18 protein-coding genes, 1 tRNA gene and 1 other RNA gene are annotated in these 17100 nt (G+C 66.5%); 11 read left to right on the top strand and 9 right to left on the bottom strand.

Annotated features, from left to right (window positions below):
• Window positions 1-179: 179 nt before the first annotated feature.
• The 3 genes from araD1 to ACFPK0_RS13000 all read left to right on the top strand — a co-directional run bounded on the left by araD1 (window position 180) and on the right by ACFPK0_RS13000 (window position 4071).
• Window positions 180-1190 carry an AraD1 family protein gene (araD1, locus tag ACFPK0_RS12990; RefSeq protein WP_377341308.1) on the top strand — a complete coding sequence of 337 codons (1011 nt, stop codon included), beginning with the start codon at window positions 180-182 and terminating at the stop codon, window positions 1188-1190.
• 256 nt (window positions 1191-1446) lie between these two features.
• Complete coding sequence (locus ACFPK0_RS12995; protein WP_377341310.1) at window positions 1447-2847, top strand: sugar porter family MFS transporter; 1401 nt, start codon at window positions 1447-1449, stop codon at window positions 2845-2847.
• 75 nt (window positions 2848-2922) lie between these two features.
• Window positions 2923-4071 (top strand): aldose epimerase family protein, encoded by a 1149-nt coding sequence (locus ACFPK0_RS13000; protein WP_377341312.1) that lies wholly within the window; start codon window positions 2923-2925, stop codon window positions 4069-4071.
• A gap of 57 nt (window positions 4072-4128) precedes the next feature.
• On the opposite strand, the gene ACFPK0_RS13005 is transcribed toward ACFPK0_RS13000, so the two are convergent.
• Entirely contained in the window at window positions 4129-5007 is an 879-nt protein-coding gene (locus tag ACFPK0_RS13005) for a LysR family transcriptional regulator (protein ID WP_377341490.1), read from the bottom strand.
• Between the two features lie 138 nt (window positions 5008-5145).
• Here ACFPK0_RS13005 and ACFPK0_RS13010 point away from each other — a divergent pair, with 138 nt between their 5' ends.
• On the top strand, window positions 5146-6018 hold the full coding sequence (locus ACFPK0_RS13010; protein ID WP_377341314.1) for an aldo/keto reductase family oxidoreductase: 873 nt from the start codon (window positions 5146-5148) through the stop codon (window positions 6016-6018).
• A 57-nt stretch (window positions 6019-6075) separates the two neighbouring features.
• Window positions 6076-6789 carry an extensin-like domain-containing protein gene (locus tag ACFPK0_RS13015; protein ID WP_377341316.1) on the top strand — a complete coding sequence of 238 codons (714 nt, stop codon included), beginning with the start codon at window positions 6076-6078 and terminating at the stop codon, window positions 6787-6789.
• Here ACFPK0_RS13015 and coq7 read toward each other — a convergent pair.
• Entirely contained in the window at window positions 6777-7418 is a 642-nt protein-coding gene (gene coq7 / locus ACFPK0_RS13020) for a 2-polyprenyl-3-methyl-6-methoxy-1,4-benzoquinone monooxygenase (protein WP_377341318.1), read from the bottom strand. The genes ACFPK0_RS13015 and coq7 overlap by 13 nt on opposite strands.
• Window positions 7378-8652, bottom strand: coding sequence for a (Fe-S)-binding protein (locus tag ACFPK0_RS13025; protein ID WP_377341320.1), 1275 nt, complete (start codon window positions 8650-8652; stop codon window positions 7378-7380). The genes coq7 and ACFPK0_RS13025 overlap by 41 nt, the downstream gene beginning before the upstream one ends.
• Before the next feature lie 140 nt (window positions 8653-8792).
• Between ACFPK0_RS13025 and rplM the strand changes: the two genes are divergently transcribed.
• The 4 genes from rplM to ACFPK0_RS13045 all read left to right on the top strand — a co-directional run bounded on the left by rplM (window position 8793) and on the right by ACFPK0_RS13045 (window position 12289).
• Window positions 8793-9221, top strand: a complete 429-nt coding sequence (rplM, locus tag ACFPK0_RS13030) for a 50S ribosomal protein L13 (RefSeq protein ID WP_056085180.1) — start codon at window positions 8793-8795, stop codon at window positions 9219-9221.
• A gap of 9 nt (window positions 9222-9230) precedes the next feature.
• Window positions 9231-9623, top strand: a complete 393-nt coding sequence (rpsI, locus tag ACFPK0_RS13035; protein WP_377341323.1) for a 30S ribosomal protein S9 — start codon at window positions 9231-9233, stop codon at window positions 9621-9623.
• Window positions 9624-9686: 63 nt separating this feature from the next.
• Window positions 9687-9760: transfer RNA gene (locus tag ACFPK0_RS13040), tRNA-Gln, on the top strand.
• Window positions 9761-10363: 603 nt separating this feature from the next.
• Window positions 10364-12289, top strand: coding sequence for a chloride channel protein (locus tag ACFPK0_RS13045; RefSeq protein WP_056084870.1), 1926 nt, complete (start codon window positions 10364-10366; stop codon window positions 12287-12289).
• Window positions 12290-12341: 52 nt separating this feature from the next.
• Here the strand turns inward: ACFPK0_RS13045 and rpiA are convergent, their stop codons facing one another.
• The 6 genes from rpiA to ACFPK0_RS13075 all read right to left on the bottom strand — a co-directional run bounded on the left by rpiA (window position 12342) and on the right by ACFPK0_RS13075 (window position 14976).
• Complete coding sequence (gene rpiA, locus ACFPK0_RS13050; RefSeq protein WP_056084873.1) at window positions 12342-12983, bottom strand: ribose-5-phosphate isomerase RpiA; 642 nt, start codon at window positions 12981-12983, stop codon at window positions 12342-12344.
• A 78-nt stretch (window positions 12984-13061) separates the two neighbouring features.
• Window positions 13062-13514: an EVE domain-containing protein gene (locus ACFPK0_RS13055; RefSeq protein WP_377341326.1), complete on the bottom strand. Its 453-nt coding sequence runs from the start codon at window positions 13512-13514 to the stop codon at window positions 13062-13064.
• Window positions 13511-14128: a 5-formyltetrahydrofolate cyclo-ligase gene (locus ACFPK0_RS13060; protein WP_056607734.1), complete on the bottom strand. Its 618-nt coding sequence runs from the start codon at window positions 14126-14128 to the stop codon at window positions 13511-13513. Before ACFPK0_RS13060 ends, ACFPK0_RS13055 begins: the two co-directional genes overlap by 4 nt.
• 65 nt (window positions 14129-14193) lie before the next feature.
• A non-coding RNA gene (ssrS, locus tag ACFPK0_RS13065) (6S RNA) lies at window positions 14194-14379 on the bottom strand.
• A gap of 58 nt (window positions 14380-14437) precedes the next feature.
• Window positions 14438-14752 (bottom strand): cell division protein ZapA, encoded by a 315-nt coding sequence (locus tag ACFPK0_RS13070; RefSeq protein ID WP_056084886.1) that lies wholly within the window; start codon window positions 14750-14752, stop codon window positions 14438-14440.
• Window positions 14752-14976: a TIGR02449 family protein gene (locus ACFPK0_RS13075; protein ID WP_056084889.1), complete on the bottom strand. Its 225-nt coding sequence runs from the start codon at window positions 14974-14976 to the stop codon at window positions 14752-14754. The genes ACFPK0_RS13070 and ACFPK0_RS13075 overlap by 1 nt, the downstream gene beginning before the upstream one ends.
• Window positions 14977-15087: 111 nt before the next feature.
• Between ACFPK0_RS13075 and ACFPK0_RS13080 the strand changes: the two genes are divergently transcribed.
• Both ACFPK0_RS13080 and ACFPK0_RS13085 read left to right on the top strand, forming a co-directional pair.
• Complete coding sequence (locus ACFPK0_RS13080; protein ID WP_377341329.1) at window positions 15088-15651, top strand: UPF0149 family protein; 564 nt, start codon at window positions 15088-15090, stop codon at window positions 15649-15651.
• Complete coding sequence (locus ACFPK0_RS13085; protein WP_377341331.1) at window positions 15648-17009, top strand: aminopeptidase P N-terminal domain-containing protein; 1362 nt, start codon at window positions 15648-15650, stop codon at window positions 17007-17009. The genes ACFPK0_RS13080 and ACFPK0_RS13085 overlap by 4 nt, the downstream gene beginning before the upstream one ends.
• The last annotated feature ends 91 nt before the right edge of the window (window positions 17010-17100 follow it).

Consider the following 17100-nt stretch of genomic DNA (forward strand, 5'->3'; position numbering starts at 1 on the left):
AACGGGTACTCCTGCGCGAAAAACAACATACGCGTTTAGGTATCACTTGACCTAAAAGCCATATTTGTTGTGTATACATGGCCCCGGCAGAATGGGCAATGATCCGGGACAGCCAGGCTTGGCTTGCTCCCGCTGCCCGACCTTGGCCGGGCGCATTCCCCAGCTGTCAGGATGTTTGTATGCGATTGATCCAGTTCGTCGACGATGCCCGGACGCCCCGGGTGGGCGAGGTCGATGCCAGTGGCGCCACCGTGAAGGCATTGGCCGGTGCGCAGAACCTGTACGCCCTGGCGCAGGAGGCGCTGGCTTCGGGCCAGTCACTGGCCGCGCTGATCGGCGCGCGGCCGCGCGACGAGTCGTTCGACTACCCCACCTTGCTCGCCAATGGCCGCGTGCTGCCGCCGCTGCAGCACCCGGACCCGGCGCATTGCCTGGTGACCGGCACCGGTCTGACCCATACCGGCAGCGCCGCCACCCGCGACGCGATGCATCAGCAGGAAGCCAAGCCGAAGGTCGAAGAGGAAACGCTGACCGATTCGATGCGCATCTTCCGCTGGGGCCTGGAAGGCGGCCGCCCGACCGACGGTCGCCCCGGCGTGCAGCCGGAGTGGTTCTACAAGGGCAATGGCCACATCGTGGTGGGCACGGGCGCGGCGCTGTCGTCGCCCGGCTTCGCGCTGGATGGGGGCGAGGAGCCGGAGTTGGTCGGCATCTACCTCATCGACGACGCGGGTACGCCGCGACGCCTGGGCTTCGCGCTGGGCAACGAATTTTCCGACCACGTGACCGAGCGTCAGAATTATCTCTATCTGGCCCACTCGAAATTGCGCCAGTGCGCCGTGGGGCCTGAATTGTGGACCGGCGAACTGCCGGACGACCTGCGCGGGCAGAGCCGCATCCGCCGCCAGGGCAAGGTGATCTGGGAAAAGCCCTTCGTCACCGGCGAGTCGAACATGTGCCACACGCTCGACAACCTTGAATACCATCACTTCAAGTACGCCGCCCACCGCCGCCCGGGCGACGTCCATCTGCACTTCATGGGCACGGCGACGCTGAGCTTCGCCGACGGCATCCGGGTGGAGCCGGGCGACGAGTTCGAGATCGACCTGCCGGCGATGGGCGCGCCACTGCGCAATACGTTGCAGGTCGTCGAGGACGACTTTTCGATCGGTGGCGTGCAGCCACTGTAGGCTGTGACGACAGCCACGATGAAGACATGCCGGCGCCTCATGGCCGGCAAGGGATCGAGAGACGGCGCAAGGGACACGGACGGTACGCGGCGGAGTTCTACACGGCGGTGAAGGCGGCCTGCATGGCGGCCTGATACCGCAGATCGGAGTTGCGTGTGCATCCCGCGGGGAGCGGGGCGGCACCTGTATCGACAGCACCACATAACCGGTTTCGAAGGGGAAGAGCATGTATCAGTCCGACAGTGAGGCAACCGCCGTGACGCCTCTCGATGTACCCAAGGGGCAGCACAGGAAGCCCCTGCCCATCATCTACATCGTGGGGCCCATCGCCGCCCTTGCCGGCTTGCTGTTCGGCATGGACATCGGCGTGATCTCGGGCGCGTTGCCGCTGATCGCCGAAGCGTTCCACGCCTCCGACCTGGTCCAGGAAATGATCGTCGCCGCGATGATGGCCGGCGCGGCGGTGGGCGCGATCGGCGGCGGCTGGCTGTCGCACCGTTTCGGTCGCCGGGTGACCTTGCTGATCAGCGGCGTGATCTTCGTGGTGGGCGCGGTCGGTTGCGCCGTGGCGATGTCGTCGACCACGCTGATCGTCATGCGCGGCCTGCTGGGTATCGCGGTGGGCATCTCGTCCTACATCGCGCCGATCTACCTGTCGGAGATGTCGCCTGAACGCAATCGCGGCGCGCTGATCGCCGGTTACCAGTTGTCGATCATGATCGGCATCCTGCTCGCCTACCTGATCGGTGCGGGGCTCAGCTATTCCGGCAACTGGCGCCTGATGCTGGGGTCGATGGCACCGTTTGCGGCCATCCTTGTGATCACGATGTTCTTCCTGCCGACCAGCCCGCGCTGGTTGATGTCCAAGAAGCGGGATGACGAGGCGCGCGCCGTCTTGCTGAAACTGAGGGAAAACGACCTCAGCGTCGCCGAGGCGGAAATGGCGGCCATCAGCGTGAGCCTGCAGGTGGAGGGCAACGGCTTCAAGTTGTTCCGCACGAATCCGAATTTCCGCCGCTCCACCTTCCTGGGCATGCTGCTGCAGTTCATGCAGCAATTCACCGGCGCCAACGTGATCCTGTATTACGCGCCGAAGATCCTGGGCCTGGCCGGTATCGCCACCGGGGCCAATCGCATGTGGGGCACGGTCGCCATCGGCGCGCTGATGGTGCTGGCCACCTTCATCGCCATCAACCAGGTCGATCGCCTGGGCCGCAAGCCGCTGCTGTACATCGGCTACTCCGTCATGGGGCTGTGCATGCTGGGCATGGCGGCACTGTTCCATGTGGGGCTGGGGTCCGGATATTCCGCCGGTATCGCCATCGCGCTGCTGGTCGCGTTCGTGATCGCCTACGCGATGTCCGCCGCGCCGGTGGTGTGGATCCTGTGCTCGGAGATCCAGCCGCTGAACGGTCGCGACTTCGGCGTGTCCTGCTCGACGGTGACCAACTGGGTGAGCAACTTCGTCGTCGGCGCCACCTTCCTGTCGCTGCTGACGGCGCTGGGTACCGGGCCCACGTTCGCCCTCTATGCGGTGCTCAACTTCCTGTTCATCGGCCTGGTCTGGCGACTGTTGCCGGAGACCAAGGGCGTGACCCTGGAGAACATCGAACGCAAGCTGATGTCCGGTGTACGCCTGCGCGATATCGGCATCTGACGGCGTGCGCCTCGCGGCCGGCTGGTTCGCGAGGCGCGCACGATGCCGTTCCATTCCACTGCGAGGAGCCTGTCCGTGAAGAATCCCCATCGCCACCTGATGTTGAGCCTCGCCTGTGCGCTGTTGCTGCCGAGCGCCGCGCTGGCCACGACCGCCACGCGTTCCAGTTTTGGCTCGATGCCCGACGGCAGCAAGGTCGAGGCGGTCAAATTGCAGAACGGGCACGGCACCAGCGTCACGGTGATCGCGTACGGCGCGCGGGTGCAGTCGCTCATCACGCCCGACCGCAACGGGAAGCTGGCGGATGTGGCGCTGGGCTACAACACGATGGACGGCTATCTGTCCAAACGCCAGTTCTTCGGCGCCACCGTCGGCCGCTTCGCCAACCGCATCGACAAGGGCCAGTTCACGCTTGACGGCGTGCACCACCAGCTCACCCTCAACGACGGCCCCAACTCCCTGCATGGGGGAATCGGCGGTCTCGACACGCGGTTGTGGAAAGTCACGTCCGTGAAGCAGGGCCCCACGGCCAGCGTCACGCTGAGCGACGTCAGCCCCGACGGCGACCAGGGTTATCCCGGCCGCCTGTCGCTCACGGTCACGTACTCGCTGGATGAAGACAATCAGCTGACTATCGATCACCGCGCCACCACGGACAAGACGACCATCGTCAACCTGTCCAACCACACCTACTGGAACCTCAACGGCGAGGGCTCGGGCACGGCGATGGATCAACGGCTGATGATCCCGGCCGACGAAATCACGCCGGTGGACGACACCCTGATCCCGACCGGCGCTTTCCTTGCGGTGGCCGGTACGCCCTACGATTTCCGCCAGGCCAAGGCGATCGGCAAGGACGTCCGCGATGGCCATTCACACCAGTTGATGACCGGCAAGGGTTACGACATGAACTGGGTGATCAGCCACGCGAAGAGCGCCAAGCCGCGACTGGTGGCGCAGGTGGAATCGCCCGACAGCGGTCGCGTGCTGCGTCTGTATTCGGATCAGCCTGGCCTGCAGTTCTATTCCGGCAATTTCCTCGACGGCACCACGGTGGGCAAATCCGGGCACGCGTATCGCCAGGGCGACGCGTTCGTGCTGGAGCCGCAGCTGTTCCCGGACACGCCCAACCATCCGGAGTTCGGCTCGGCCGTGTTGAAGCCGGGGCAGGTGTATGAAAACCGCATGGTTTATCGCTTCTCGACCGACAAGGGCGGCAAGTGATCCGCACTGTCCGCACGTTGTGATCAAAAACCCCGCGAAAGCGGGGTTTTTTTTGTGTCAGCCGTTCGCCTTGATGAAATCGATGAAGGCGCGCAGCGGTGCCGGCACCAGCCGTCGTCCGGGGTAATAAAGAAAGGGGCCGGGGAAGGACAGCCACCACGGCTCCAGCACCGCTTCCAGCGCGCCGCTGTCCAGCTGCGGGCGGATCCAGTCCTCGAACATCGCCACGATGCCGCAGCCGGCGACCGCCGCGTCGACGGCCAGGTCGGAGGCGCCGCCCATGCGCACCACCAGCGGCCCGGTCGGTTCCACCAGCACGGTTTCGCCGTCCCTCTCGAACTCCCAGGCGGGCATGTTGCCGCTGGCGAAGCGGCCACGCAGGCAGGCGTGGGCGAGCAGGTCGCGCGGATGCTGCGGGCGGCCGTGAAGGTCCAGGTAGGCCGGCGACGCGGCCGTGGCGAAGCGCTGCACGCGGGGCCCGATCGGCACCGCGATCATGTCCTGCTCCAGCCGTTCGTCGTAGCGGATGCCCGCATCGCAGCCGGCGGCCAGCACGTCGACGAAGCTTTCGTCGGTGAGCACTTCCAGACGGATCTCGGGATAGGCCGCCAGGAACGGCGGCACGATGGCGGGCAACACCAGCCGCGAGGCGCTCATCGGTACGTTGAGCCGCAAGGTGCCTGCGGGGCGTTCGCGAAAACGGTTGACCACGTCCAGCGCGCCCTCCACCTCGGCCAGGGCCGGGCGCAGCCGTTCCAGCAAGCCCTTGCCGGCTTCGGTTGGCGCCACGCTGCGTGTGGTGCGATGGAGCAGGCGTACGCCCAGCTGCGTTTCGAGCCGGCGCACCGCCTCGCTGAGCATGGACGCGCTGCCGCCGCTGAGGCGCGCGCCTTCACGGAAACCGCCGGCGGTCGCCACGGTCACGAATGCGTTCAGGTCGGCCAGGTTGGGTTTCATCGTTTTCTCCACTGGATCTCCATTGTGCGGAAAACGGTACAAGTCGTGCGGATTGTTACCGCTTATCGCGCTATCCGGCAGGTTTTACGCTTGGATTCCCCCGACAGGAGATTGACCATGTCCCACATCACGAAGTCCGGCACCTTCCAGCTCGGCGACCGTCGCGTCCATCGGCTGGGTTACGGCGCGATGCAGTTGGCCGGCCCCGGTGTGTTCGGCCCGCCACGGGACCGCAACGCCGCGCTGGCGGTGCTGCGTGCCGCGGTCGAAAGCGGTGTCGACCATATCGACACCAGCGATTTCTACGGCCCGCACGTCACCAACCGGCTGATCCGCGACGCCCTGCATCCGTATCGGGACGATCTGGTCATCGTTACCAAGATCGGCGCGCGGCGCGATGACAAGGGCGGCTGGTTGCCCGCGTTCTCACGCGAGGAGCTGACGGCTGCCGTGCACGACAACCTGCGCAACCTGGGCCTGGAGGCGCTCGACGTGGTCAACCTGCGCATCATGTTCGACACGCATGGGCCGGCCGAAGGCTCGATCGCGGAGCCGCTCTCGGTGCTCGCCGACCTGCAACGGCAGGGCCTGGTACGCCATGTCGGCCTGAGCAACGTCACCCCCACGCAGGTGGCGGAGGGCCGCCGCATCTGCAAGATCGTCTGCGTGCAGAACCAGTACAACCTCGCGCATCGTGACGACGATGGTTTGATCGATGAGTTGGCCCGCGACGACATCGCCTATGTGCCATTTTTCCCGTTGGGCGGTTTCAGTCCGCTGCAATCGTCGACCCTGTCCGACGTGGCCGCGCGCCTCGGTGCCACACCGATGCAGGTGGCGCTGGCCTGGTTGCTGCAGCGCTCGCCCAACATCTTGCTGATCCCCGGTACGTCGTCGGTCGATCATTTGCACGAGAACCTGGCGGCGGCCGATCTGGTGTTGTCGGACGAGGTGCGGCGTGAACTGGACCGCGTGGCGAGCGCTGGCTGACGCGGGTATACGGACAGGCGGCGGATGCCTTCACGCCTGTCGCCCTAGGCTTTGGCCATGCGCGCGTGGCTGCTCCTGCTGCTTCTCGGTTCCCTCGTCGCCCTGGTCTGGGTTCGCGGCTGGCGTCCGCCGGATCGCTACAACCCCTGGGCGCCGCTGGATCTGCGCGCTGAACCGGACCGCTTCCTGCGTTACAAGATGCGCCGCCTCGCGGCCGATCCAACGCGTTGCCTGGCCGCGTTGCGCCAGGCGGACGTGCGGTTCGCGCCGGTGCCTGATCGCACGGGTCCAGGCGGTTGCGGCTGGCATGACGCGGTGCGCTTGCGCGGTACCGGCGTGGCCACGCTGTCCAGCCCGGCGGTGATGTCGTGCCCGTTGGCCGCCACGCTGGTGCTGTTCGACCGCGATGCGTTGCAGCCGGCGGGGCACGCGTCGTTTCATCAGCCGGTGGTGCGCATCGACCACGTGGGCAGCTATGCCTGCCGCAATGTCTATCACCGCAACGATGCGCCGCTGAGCCGGCATGCCCGCGCGCAGGCCATCGATATCACCGGGTTTCGGCTGGCCGATGGCCGGCGTGTCGAGATCGGCAAAGGTTGGGACGATGTCGGGCCCATGGGCCGGTTTCTGCACCGGGTGCATGATCGCGGCTGCGCGGTCGCCGGCATGCTGCTGGGGCCGGATTACAACGCCGCCCACCGCACGCATTTCCACATCGAGGCCTCGGGCTGGGGCTATTGCCCCGGAGGCAGCTTCGGTCAGATGCGGTAAGCCACGGTTTTCATCACCATCGAGCTGGCGTGCATCAGTTGCGGCAGCGGAAATGGGAGGGCGATGCCGCCGCGTTGCTGCGCGGCATCGGCATGACGGATTTCGTCGGCCTGCATCCGGGTCAGCACGGCGCGCGAACGTTCGTCTGCCGCGGGCAGTTTTTCCAGGTGCTCGGCCAGGTGCGCTTCCACCTGATGCTCGGTTTCCACCACGAAGCCCAGGCTGACCGGATCGCCCACCAGGGCCGCCGCCGCGCCGATCGCGTAGCTGCCCGCATACCACAGCGGATTGAGCAGGCTGGGGCGGCTGTCCAGTTGCTGCAGCCGCTGCGCGCACCAGGCCAGGTGATCGGTTTCCTCCGCCGCCGCGTGCAGCAGGTGGGCGCGGTTGGCAGCGTCGCGGGCCAGCGCGGCCTGGCCGAAATACAGCGCCTGCGCGCAGACCTCGCCCGTGTGATTGACGCGCATCAGCCCCGCGGCGTGGCGGCGCTCGGCATCATCGAGATCGGCTTCGGCGATGCCATTGGCCGGTGACGGGCGCTTGGCCATGGGCATGCCGGCAATCGCTTCCAGCGCGCGCTCGCAACGGTCAAGCAGGCGATCGAAGGGGCTCAGGGTGCGCACGTTCATGGGATGGATTATCCGGGGTATCGGTAGCGGGGTGGTCGGTGTCGAGCTGCTGCGCCAACAGGGCCAGCGGATGTTGCGTCGGCCACTGGCCGTCGGCTCCGACGGCCAGATGCAGGCGGCAACCGATATTGGATGACAGCAAGCCCTGCGGCTCCAGCAAGGCGACTTGCCGCAGCGTGCCGTCGCGCAATTCGGCGGCCCGGGCGGGGAATTCCAGCATGTGGCTACCGGCCGCGCCGCAGCAATACGGCGGGCGCGGCAGCGGCTGCACGTCGAGCTGCGGAACCTGTCGCAGCAGGGTCAGCATCGCCGACTCGCTGCGCGCCACATTGACCTGCGTACAGGGCAGATGCAGCGCGATCCGCCGTGCCAGCGGGCGAAACCGCAGCGTGTCGGCGCGCGCAGCCAGCAGCTCGAACGGATCGGCCACGGGCACGCCGGGCAAGGCGCGACGCAAGCTGCCGAGGCAGCCGGGTGTCACCGAAACCAGCCCGCTGGCGCCGCTGGATTGCCATGCCTCGCGCACGCGCTGCGCCGCTCTTTCCGCGGCTTGCGCCTCACCGCCATGCAGATCCATCGCGCCACAGCAGAACGCCGGCAGCACGCGCACCTGAAAGCCGGCAGCACGCAACAGGACTACGGCGGCGGCCTGCGCCTCGGCGTCCTCGACACTGGCCACGCAACCGGGGAACAACGCCAGCATTGGCGTTTCCGCACGGATTTCGCCGGTTTCCGCAGCCATCGGCGCGGTGACCGCGCCGGTCGGCAAGACGATCAAGGCGGCGCGCGTGGTCGAATCGCGCGGCAGGCATCGCACCAGCCAGCCTTTCCAGCGATCCATCGCCAGTACGTGGCCGAGGCGGCGCAGCGCGTGCATCCAGGCAGGGCGCTGGAGCAGTTTCAGCAGCCATCGTGGTCGTCGTGCGGAAGGGCCCAGCAGGGCGCGGGTCTCGATCAGCAACTCGTCGTATTGCACGTGGGCCGGACAGACCTTTTCGCAATCGAGGCAGCCCAGGCAATGATCCAGGTGCAGGCGCAACGCCGCGGTGGGCTCGACCTCGCCACGCGCCAGCGCGGCGGCGATGGCGATGCGGCCGCGCGGGGATTCGGCCTCGTTGCGGTCCATCTGGTAGGTGGGGCAAACCGGCAGGCAAAGGCCGCACTGCACGCATTGGTCGGCCAGCTCGACGATGCGCCCGGCCGAAGCGAGAGTGGGGGACTTTTCAAGCGGCATGCCCGTCATGCTATCATTGCCAGCTCACAGCCCGCCGGTCGGTGGGCTTGCGCCACGAGTGATGGCTCCGCTATCATCTCGCGCCTTTGATCCACCGATGACGCGTACCGCCTACAACGGCGGCATACCAGGTATTTGAAATGAAAACGTTTAGCGCCAATGCAGACAACGTCAAGCGCGACTGGTTCGTGGTTGATGCCGCGGGCAAGACGCTCGGTCGCCTGTCGACTGAAATCGCTCGTCGTCTGCGCGGCAAGCACAAGCCGGAATACACCCCGCATTGCGACACCGGCGATTATATCGTGGTGATCAACGCGCAGCAGGTGCACGTTACCGGTGCCAAGCTGGACGACAAGAAGTACCACCGCTTCACCGGTTACGTCGGCAACCTGAAGACCACCAGCCTGAAAGACCTGCTGGCGACCTACCCGGAGCGCGTGATCGAGATCGCCGTCAAGGGCATGCTGCCGAAGAACCCGCTGGGCCGCGAGATGTACCGCAAGCTCAAGGTCTATGGCGGCGCCGAGCATCCGCATACCGCACAGCAGCCGCAGGCGCTGGAAATTTAAGGAACCGATATGGCAATCCAGCAGAATTACGGCACCGGCCGCCGCAAGACCTCCGCCGCCCGCGTGTTCCTGCGCAAGGGCAAGGGCGACATCGTCGTCAACGGCAAGGCGCTTGAGCAGTTCTTCGGTCGCGAAACCTCGTGCATGATCGTGCGCCAGCCGCTCGAACTGACCGAGAACACCGGCAAGTTCGACATCACGGTCACCGTTGCTGGTGGCGGCATCACCGGCCAGGCCGGCGCGATCCGCCTGGGCATCGCCCGCGCCCTGATCGAGTACGATGAAACGCTGAAGTCGCCGCTGCGCAAAGCCGGTTTCGTGACCCGCGATGCCCGCGAAGTGGAACGCAAGAAGGTCGGCCTGCACAAAGCCCGCCGCGCCACCCAGTTCTCGAAGCGCTAAGCCGAAAGGCCCACGCTTCACGGTCCGGTGCCACCAGTCAGAGCCCACCGAACCGCGTGTTATTGGGAGATCGTCTAACGGTAGGACAACAGCCTCTGACGCTGTCTATCTAGGTTCGAATCCTAGTCTCCCAGCCAAAACAAAAAGCCCCGCCCATGGCGGGGCTTTTTGTTTTGACTGGGACACAGGAGGCAAACCACGTTCGACAATTTTGTCTGGAACTTGTTGGACAGCCGCAGGCTGGCCCCGCGAAGCGGGGTTTGGCCCATGGATGGGCCAAACAATCCTAGTCTCCCAGCCAAACCGGGACTCCGTTCGTGGCGGTCTTTTTGCTTTGACTGGGACACAGAGACGAACCACCTCCTTCGGCACGTCTCGTACCTCGCCCTTCAGCCCATCGGCTGCGCCGATGTTCGCTTCGGCATCCTGCCTTCGCTGTAGACAATTTTGTCTGAACTTGTTGGACAGCCGCAGGCCGCGCAGCGCGGCCTGGCCCATGGATGGGCCAAACAATCCCAGGCCTCGCCACGCAAACCAGCGTCCCGTTCCATGGCGGCTTTTGATCCAGCGGGAAACGAACCGCGTAACTCGACATTTCCCGCACTGCGCCCCTCATGGACTCGCAATCCGCGTCCACATCCAAGCCATTTTTCCCCACGAAACCCAGCCCAAGACCCCACTCCACCTTTGCTCCCCTTCCGTAACAAAGTAACATTCACTCCTTTGCCTCGCCGAAAACCATGACCAACCCAGATACAAGCAAGCCACCGGGTCAAGCCGATGTACGTACTGTTGGCAGCACCGACGCACTGCCGGTGGCGCCGGCGCTGGGTTTGTCGCTGGATGCGGCGCAGATGCCGCGCAAGTCCACCCTGGTCACGCACCGCATCCTGTTGATCAGCGTGCTCGCCATTGCACTCGGTGCCCTGGCGGCCTGGGCGGCGCAGCTGCTGATGTTCATGATCAACGTGATCACCGATGTGGCGTTTTACGGACGCGTGTCCGACGTGATCGGCCCCACGGCGCGCGAGGGCTCGTTTGTGCTGTCGCCGGCAGGCAACCAGTTGGGCGCCTGGGTGATCCTGATTCCGGCGATCGGCGGCTTGCTGGCGGGCATCATGGCGCGCTGGGGTTCGCGCGCGATCCAGGGCCATGGCATTCCCGAGGCGATGGAGCAGATCCTCACCAATGAGTCGAACATTCCCGCGCGGATGACCTGGTTGAAGCCGGTGTCGTCGGCGTTCGCGATCGGCACGGGTGGCCCGTTCGGCGCGGAGGGCCCGATCATTTCCACCGGCGGCGCGCTGGGTTCGCTGCTGGGTCAGCTGCTGCATGTGACCGCCAACGAGCGCAAGGTGCTACTGGCCGCGGGTGCGGCCGCAGGTATGGCGGCGGTGTTCGGCGCGCCGGTGGCGTCGCTGGTGCTCGCGGTCGAACTGCTGTTGTTCGAGCTGCGTCCGCGTTCGCTGATCCCGGTTGCGCTGGCCACGGTCACCGCGGTCGGCATCCGCTACGCCACCTACGGTGCCGCTCCGGTGTTCCCGATGCCGAACGTGGCCGAGCCAGGCGGCATGGCGCTGATCAGCTTCGTGCTGATCGGTGCCGTGGTGGGTTTTGCCTCCGTATGGGTTACCAAAGCCGTCTACGGAGTCGAGGATCTGTTCGCCAAGTTGCCCATCCACTGGATGTGGTGGCCGGCGATCGGCGCGCTGATCGCCGGTTTCATCGGCTGGATCGAGCCGCGCACGCTCGGCGTGGGTTACGACAACATCGATGCGCTGGTGCAGGGGCATTTCGGCCTCACCGTGCTGCTCAGCTTCGGCGCGTTGAAATTCATCTCGTGGGTGATCGCGCTGGGCAGTGGCACGTCGGGCGGCACGCTGGCGCCGTTGTTCATGATCGGCGGCTCGCTCGGCGCCGTGGTCGGCATCGGCATCAATCACTGGTTGCCGGGGATCCACGTGAACATGGGCATCGCCGCGCTGGTGGGCATGGCGGCGATCTTCGCCGGCTCGTCGCGGGCGCTGCTGACCGCCGTGGTGTTCGCGTTCGAAACCACGCGCCAGCCCGCGGCGCTGCTGCCGCTGCTGGGCGGCTGCACGGCGGCGTACCTGATTTCGGCGGTGATGATGCGCAACACCATCATGACCGAGAAGATCGCCCGTCGCGGCGTGCGCGTGCCGTCGGAATACGCGGCCGATTACCTGGACCAGGTGACGGTCGGCACGGCCTGCGCCCGCGACGTGTTCTCCCTGCGCGCAGACCAGACCCTGGCCGAAGTGCGGCGCTGGCTGAGCGAGGGTGCGCCCGAGGCGCAGCACCAGGGTTTCCCGGTGGTGGATGCCAGCGGCAAGGTGTGTGGCGTGCTCACGCGCCGGTCGCTGCTCGACCCGCAATGGCACTACACGTTGACCGTGGGCGAGCTGGTCACGCGCCCGCCGGTGATGGTGAAAGAGAGCCATTCCCTGCGCGAAGCCGCCGACCACATGGTGGCCGAGCAGGTGGGTCGTCTGATCGTGGTGAGCCAGACGGCACCGCATCGGTTGGTGGGCATCCTCACCCGCGGCGACATCCTGTCCGCGCACGCGCGGCGGCTGCGCGAGGCGCGCCTGAAGGATCGCCACATCAAGCTCGGCAAACATCGCCACCCGGCGTCGCCGGCCTGAGCGCGGCCACCGGCGTGCCAACGCGCGCCGGTGGTGACGGGTTGGCGTCGCCTCAGATTTCCCGGTCGCCCACCAGCACCACGTCCGCCGGACGTCGGGCGAACAGCCCCACGGTAACCACGCCGGCCAGCTGGTTGAGCTTGCCCTCCAGCTCGACCGGGTCGGTGATGCGCCAGCCGTGCACGTCGATGATCCAGTTGCCGTTGTCCGTGACCACGCCGTCGCGCCACACCGGCTGGCCGTCCAGCTTCACGATCTCGCGGCCGACCAGGCTGCGTGCCATCGGGATCACCTCGATCGGCAGCGGGAACCGGCCGAGCAGGTCCACCTGCTTGCTGGAATCGATGATGCAGACGAACTTCTGCGCCGCCGCCGCGACGATCTTCTCGCGCGTCAACGCGGCCCCGCCACCCTTGATCAACCGCTTGTGCGGGTCGCATTCGTCGGCACCGTCGACGTACAGCGACAACGGCCCGGCGGCGTTGAGGTCGAGCACGGGGATGCCCAGCTTCTTCAGGTGCGCCGTGGATTGTTCCGAGCTGGAGACGGCGCCCTGGATGCGGTCGCGCAGATCGGCCAGCGCCTCGATGAAAAACGCCACGGTGGAACCGGTACCCACGCCCACGATGGCGCCATCCTCCACGTAGCGAATGGCGGCCTCACCGGCCTGGCGCTTCTCGTTGGCGTTGCTCATGGGCATGTCGTCTCGGCGAAAACCCCATTATGACGACGGGCCGGCGGCGCGGCGAGCCTCGCCGCACCCGCGGGCCTTTCATTCCATCGCGAGGATGTATTTCCAGTCGGCGGCATCGACCGGCATCACCGACAACCGGTTGCCCTTGCGCACCAGCGCCATCCCGGCCAGTGCGGGATCGCCTTTCAGTTCGTCCAGACTGATCGTGCGCTTCAACTTCTTCACGAACTTCACCTCGACCAGCATCCAGCGCGGTTTGTCGCGGGTGCTGGCGGGGTCGAAATAGTGGCTTTTCGGGTCGAACTGGCTGGGGTCGGGGTAGGCGTCGGTGGCTACCTCGGCGATGCCCACGATGCCGGGTACGGCGCAGTTGGAGTGGTAGAAGAACACGCGGTCGCCCGGGCGCATGCCGTCGCGCATGAAGTTGCGCGCCTGGTAGTTGCGCACGCCGTCCCAGGCTTCCTGTTTCTTGCGTTTCAGATCGTCGATGGAGAACGCATCGGGCTCGGATTTCATCAACCAGTAATTCATGCGCTCACCTTGCTGTCGGGTTCGCCATTGCAGTCGATCAATTCGCGCTCGGTGGCGATGAAATCCAGCGCCACGTCCCATGGCTCGGCGTCGATCGCGTCCAGCTCCTGGAACGCGTAGCCGATGCCGACCAGCAACGGCTCGGTGGGCCGGACCTGATCCTTGAGGAAGGCAAAGCTGCGATCGTAGTAACCACCGCCATAGCCGAGCCGGTGGCCGCGGCGGTCGAAGCCCAGCAGCGGTACCAGCACCAGGTCGAGCTGGAACGGCGCGAACCAGGTCGCCGGCGCCACCGGTTCGGGGATGCCGTGGCGGTTCGGTTGCACCGCGTCGCCCGCCTGCCACGGTGCGAACCGCAGCTGCCGGTCGGTGCCGATCACCGGCAGCAGGAATTGCTGCTCGCGCGCGGCCAGCGGCGGGATCACCACGTTCAGCGGCAGCTCGCCATTGCTGGCCCAGTAGCCGGCCACGCGGGCGTCGGTGAAGTATTCGGGCAGCTGTTCGAGCGTGCGCCGCAGGCCCTGCGCGGCGGTGATGCGCTCCAGCGGCGTGAGTGCGCGGCGGCGCTCGGCCAGTTGCTGGCGAAGTTCGCGGCGTTGGGCGGGGGCGTCCACGGGGCGCGTGTCTCCGATCGAAATGCGCCCCGTTCGTCGGTTGACGAACGGGGCGCGAAAGGGTGGCGTCAACCGCAATGCCGCTGCCCACCAAACGACCTTGATCCACGAGGATCAGGTGGGAGGGCTACATGGTCTCGAGGCTTTCCGCACGTGGCGGACATGCACAACAACCGATGTGAAGCCGACCCGGGGCCGTATTTAGGAACAAGGCAAATGTAAGAGTGTGCTGGCGCACATCACAGAAAACGCCGGGGTTGATTCTAGAAGGCTGGTCGCCGGAAAGCGAGTGCGGCGCACGGCCGCGGTTCAGCGCTTGACCAGGTTTTCCTCGAACGCCGCATCCAGCTTGTGCCGCAGCGTGGCCAGGCCTTCGCTGAGGCGCTGTTCCTGCGTCTCATGCTGTTTGCGCAGGGCCATCAGCTCGTGGGTGACGCTGATGGCGGCCAGCACGGCCAGGCGCTCGAAGCTCGGCGCGCGCGCGTTGGCGCGCAGTTCGCGCATCTTGCGGTCCAGGAAAACCGCCGCGTCCAGCAGCCCCTCGCGCTCCTCTGGCGAGCAGGCGATCAGGAACTCACGATCGATCAGACGCAGTGCGACCGGATCACTGACAGGGGTGTTCATCAACCGTTGCTCTCGAGGGATTTCAGTCGCTGGATCATCGCCTCGACCCGGCTGCGGGCCAGTTCGTTGCGTGCCATCAGGCCCGCGCGCTCGCCGGTCAGCTGTTCCTGGCTGTGGCGCAGGCTGCGGTTTTCCTCGGTCAGGCGCCGCACGGTTTCCAGCAGGCGATCGAGCTGCTCGGCCAGGGCGGCTATCTCATGCTGAACGGCATCAGGCGTATTCATGCGTGAAACTATAGCAGTACGCCCAGCGAAGTCAGCGGGGTCGCCGACACGAATGAAGCGGTCGCGGTGGGCTGCACTAAACTGGCCGCCAAATCTTCAGAGGAGTACGCCATGACAGACACCGAACTGGTCAGTCATGACCAACTGGACGCGGTGATCATGCGCCTGCAACTGGGCACCGATGCCAGCGAATTGCACGGCTCGTTGTGCGGCTACCTGGCCGGCGGCGGCTCGCTGCGCGGTACCTCGGTGCTGGCCGCGCTGCACCTGGATGCCGAGGTGGAGACGCCCGAAGCGACCGACGTGGCGGTGCTGCGGCAACTGGCGCGGCAGAGCGAAACCGAGCTGGCCGATCCCGAGCTGGGCTTCGAGCCGCTGCTGCCCGAAGACGACCGCCCGCTGGTCGAGCGCGCCGAGGCGCTGGTGGAATGGTGCCGTGGCTTCCTGGGCGGCTTCGGCCTGGCCGGCGCGCCGGCCCACGCCAAGCTGTCGGACGAGGCGCAGGAGATCCTGCGCGATCTGGGCACGATTGCCGGTTCCGCGTTCGACTTCCAGAACGAGGAGGAAGACGAGGATGCGCTGATCGAAGTGCAGGAATTCGTGCGTGTGGGCGCCTTGCTGCTGCACACCGAATGCACCGCCGGCAGCGATCCGGCCAGCGGCACGCTGCATTGAACCTTGCGCCCACGACGGGTATCGCCGCGAGCGGGAGCGACGCGTCGCTGGCGCTGAGCCCTGCCGAATTCGCCGGCCGCCGCCGCCAGCTGATGGACATGGCAGGCGACGATGCGGTGCTGCTGCTGGCGGCCGCGCCCGAGCGCATGCGCAACGCCGACGCCGCCTGGCCGTACCGGCAGGATTCCGATTTCCATTATCTGAGCGGCTGGCCCGAACCCGCCGCGGTGCTGGCCTTGCTGCCGGGTCGCCAGCATGGCGAAGCGGTGATGTTCTGCCGTGAACGCGATCCCGAGCACGAGCGCTGGCACGGCGAGTCGGTGGGCACCGAACGCGCCGTCGCCGATTACGGCATGGACGACGCGTTTCCGATCGAGGACATCGACGACATCCTGCCCGGCATGATCGAAGGCCGCGCCCGCGTGTACTGCCACTTCGGCCGCGAGCCGGAATTCGACGCCCAATTGATGGGCTGGATGCGCCGGCTGCGCCAGTTGCGCGGCGGCGGTGTGGTGCCCAAGGAATTCGCGGCATTGGGTCATCTGCTGCACGACCTGCGCCTGTACAAATCGCGCGGCGAACTGAAATTGATGCGCGCCGCCGCCGCCATCGCGGTCGAGGCGCACCGCGCGGCCTGGCAGGTGGCGCGCGGCGGCGCGCACGAATACGAGGTGGAGGCCGAGCTGCTGCGGACGATTCGCCGCCACGGCGCGGTCGCCTCGTTCGCTCCCACCGTGGCCGCCGGCGTCAACGCCTGCGTGATGCACTACCGCGCCAATCGCGCGCCGCTGCGCGATGGCGATTTGTTGCTGATCGATGCGGGCGCCGAAATGGACGGCTATGCGTCCGATATCAGCCGCACGTTTCCGTTGAATGGCCGCTACAGCACCGCGCAACGCGCGCTCTACGACGTGGTGCTGGCGGCGCAGCAGGCGGCCATCGCCACCGTGCGGCCAGGTCAGCCGTTCAATGCGGCGCATGCGGCGGCGGTGCAGGTGTTGACCGAAGGCCTGTGCCGGCTGGGCCTGCTGAAAGGCGACGCCGACGCGGCGGTGGCCAGCGGCAGCTACCGGCGCTTTTTCCCGGCAAAAACCGGCCATTGGCTGGGGCTGGACGTGCACGACGTGGGCGATTACCGCGTGGGCGGCGACTCGCGCCTGCTGGAGCCGGGCATGGTGCTGACGGTGGAGCCGGGCCTGTACGTGGCGCCGGACGATCTCTCGGTGGCGGAGCGCTGGCGCGGCATCGGCATCCGCATCGAGGACGACGTGGCGGTAACGCGCGAGGGCAACGAGGTGCTCAGCGCCGCGCTGCCGCGCGAGGCGGATGAGATCGAAGCCTTGTTGGCGATGCGTTGATATGAAGCCCCTCTCCCTTCGGGAGAGGGGTTGGGGAGAGGGTTCGGCCGGAGTGGGGAATCCGTCTTCGGCCGTACCCTCATCCGGCCCA

The organism is Rhodanobacter ginsenosidimutans (assembly GCF_042655685.1).
Lineage (GTDB): Bacteria > Pseudomonadota > Gammaproteobacteria > Xanthomonadales > Rhodanobacteraceae > Rhodanobacter > Rhodanobacter ginsenosidimutans.

What these genes read in the sequence shown, in the direction of transcription:
- ACFPK0_RS13075 (WP_056084889.1), bottom strand. Translation starts at nt 14,976, where the DNA reads ATGAATACGCCTGATGCCGTTCAGCATGAGATAGCCGCCCTGGCCGAG.
- rpsI (WP_377341323.1), top strand. Translation starts at nt 9,231, where the DNA reads ATGGCAATCCAGCAGAATTACGGCACCGGCCGCCGCAAGACCTCCGCC.
- rpiA (WP_056084873.1), bottom strand. Translation starts at nt 12,983, where the DNA reads ATGAGCAACGCCAACGAGAAGCGCCAGGCCGGTGAGGCCGCCATTCGC.
- coq7 (WP_377341318.1), bottom strand. Translation starts at nt 7,418, where the DNA reads ATGAACGTGCGCACCCTGAGCCCCTTCGATCGCCTGCTTGACCGTTGC.
- ACFPK0_RS13070 (WP_056084886.1), bottom strand. Translation starts at nt 14,752, where the DNA reads ATGAACACCCCTGTCAGTGATCCGGTCGCACTGCGTCTGATCGATCGT.
- ACFPK0_RS13015 (WP_377341316.1), top strand. Translation starts at nt 6,076, where the DNA reads ATGCGCGCGTGGCTGCTCCTGCTGCTTCTCGGTTCCCTCGTCGCCCTG.
- rplM (WP_056085180.1), top strand. Translation starts at nt 8,793, where the DNA reads ATGAAAACGTTTAGCGCCAATGCAGACAACGTCAAGCGCGACTGGTTC.
- ACFPK0_RS13080 (WP_377341329.1), top strand. Translation starts at nt 15,088, where the DNA reads ATGACAGACACCGAACTGGTCAGTCATGACCAACTGGACGCGGTGATC.
- araD1 (WP_377341308.1), top strand. Translation starts at nt 180, where the DNA reads ATGCGATTGATCCAGTTCGTCGACGATGCCCGGACGCCCCGGGTGGGC.
- ACFPK0_RS13045 (WP_056084870.1), top strand. Translation starts at nt 10,364, where the DNA reads ATGACCAACCCAGATACAAGCAAGCCACCGGGTCAAGCCGATGTACGT.
- ACFPK0_RS13025 (WP_377341320.1), bottom strand. Translation starts at nt 8,652, where the DNA reads ATGCCGCTTGAAAAGTCCCCCACTCTCGCTTCGGCCGGGCGCATCGTC.
- ACFPK0_RS13055 (WP_377341326.1), bottom strand. Translation starts at nt 13,514, where the DNA reads ATGAATTACTGGTTGATGAAATCCGAGCCCGATGCGTTCTCCATCGAC.
- ACFPK0_RS13010 (WP_377341314.1), top strand. Translation starts at nt 5,146, where the DNA reads ATGTCCCACATCACGAAGTCCGGCACCTTCCAGCTCGGCGACCGTCGC.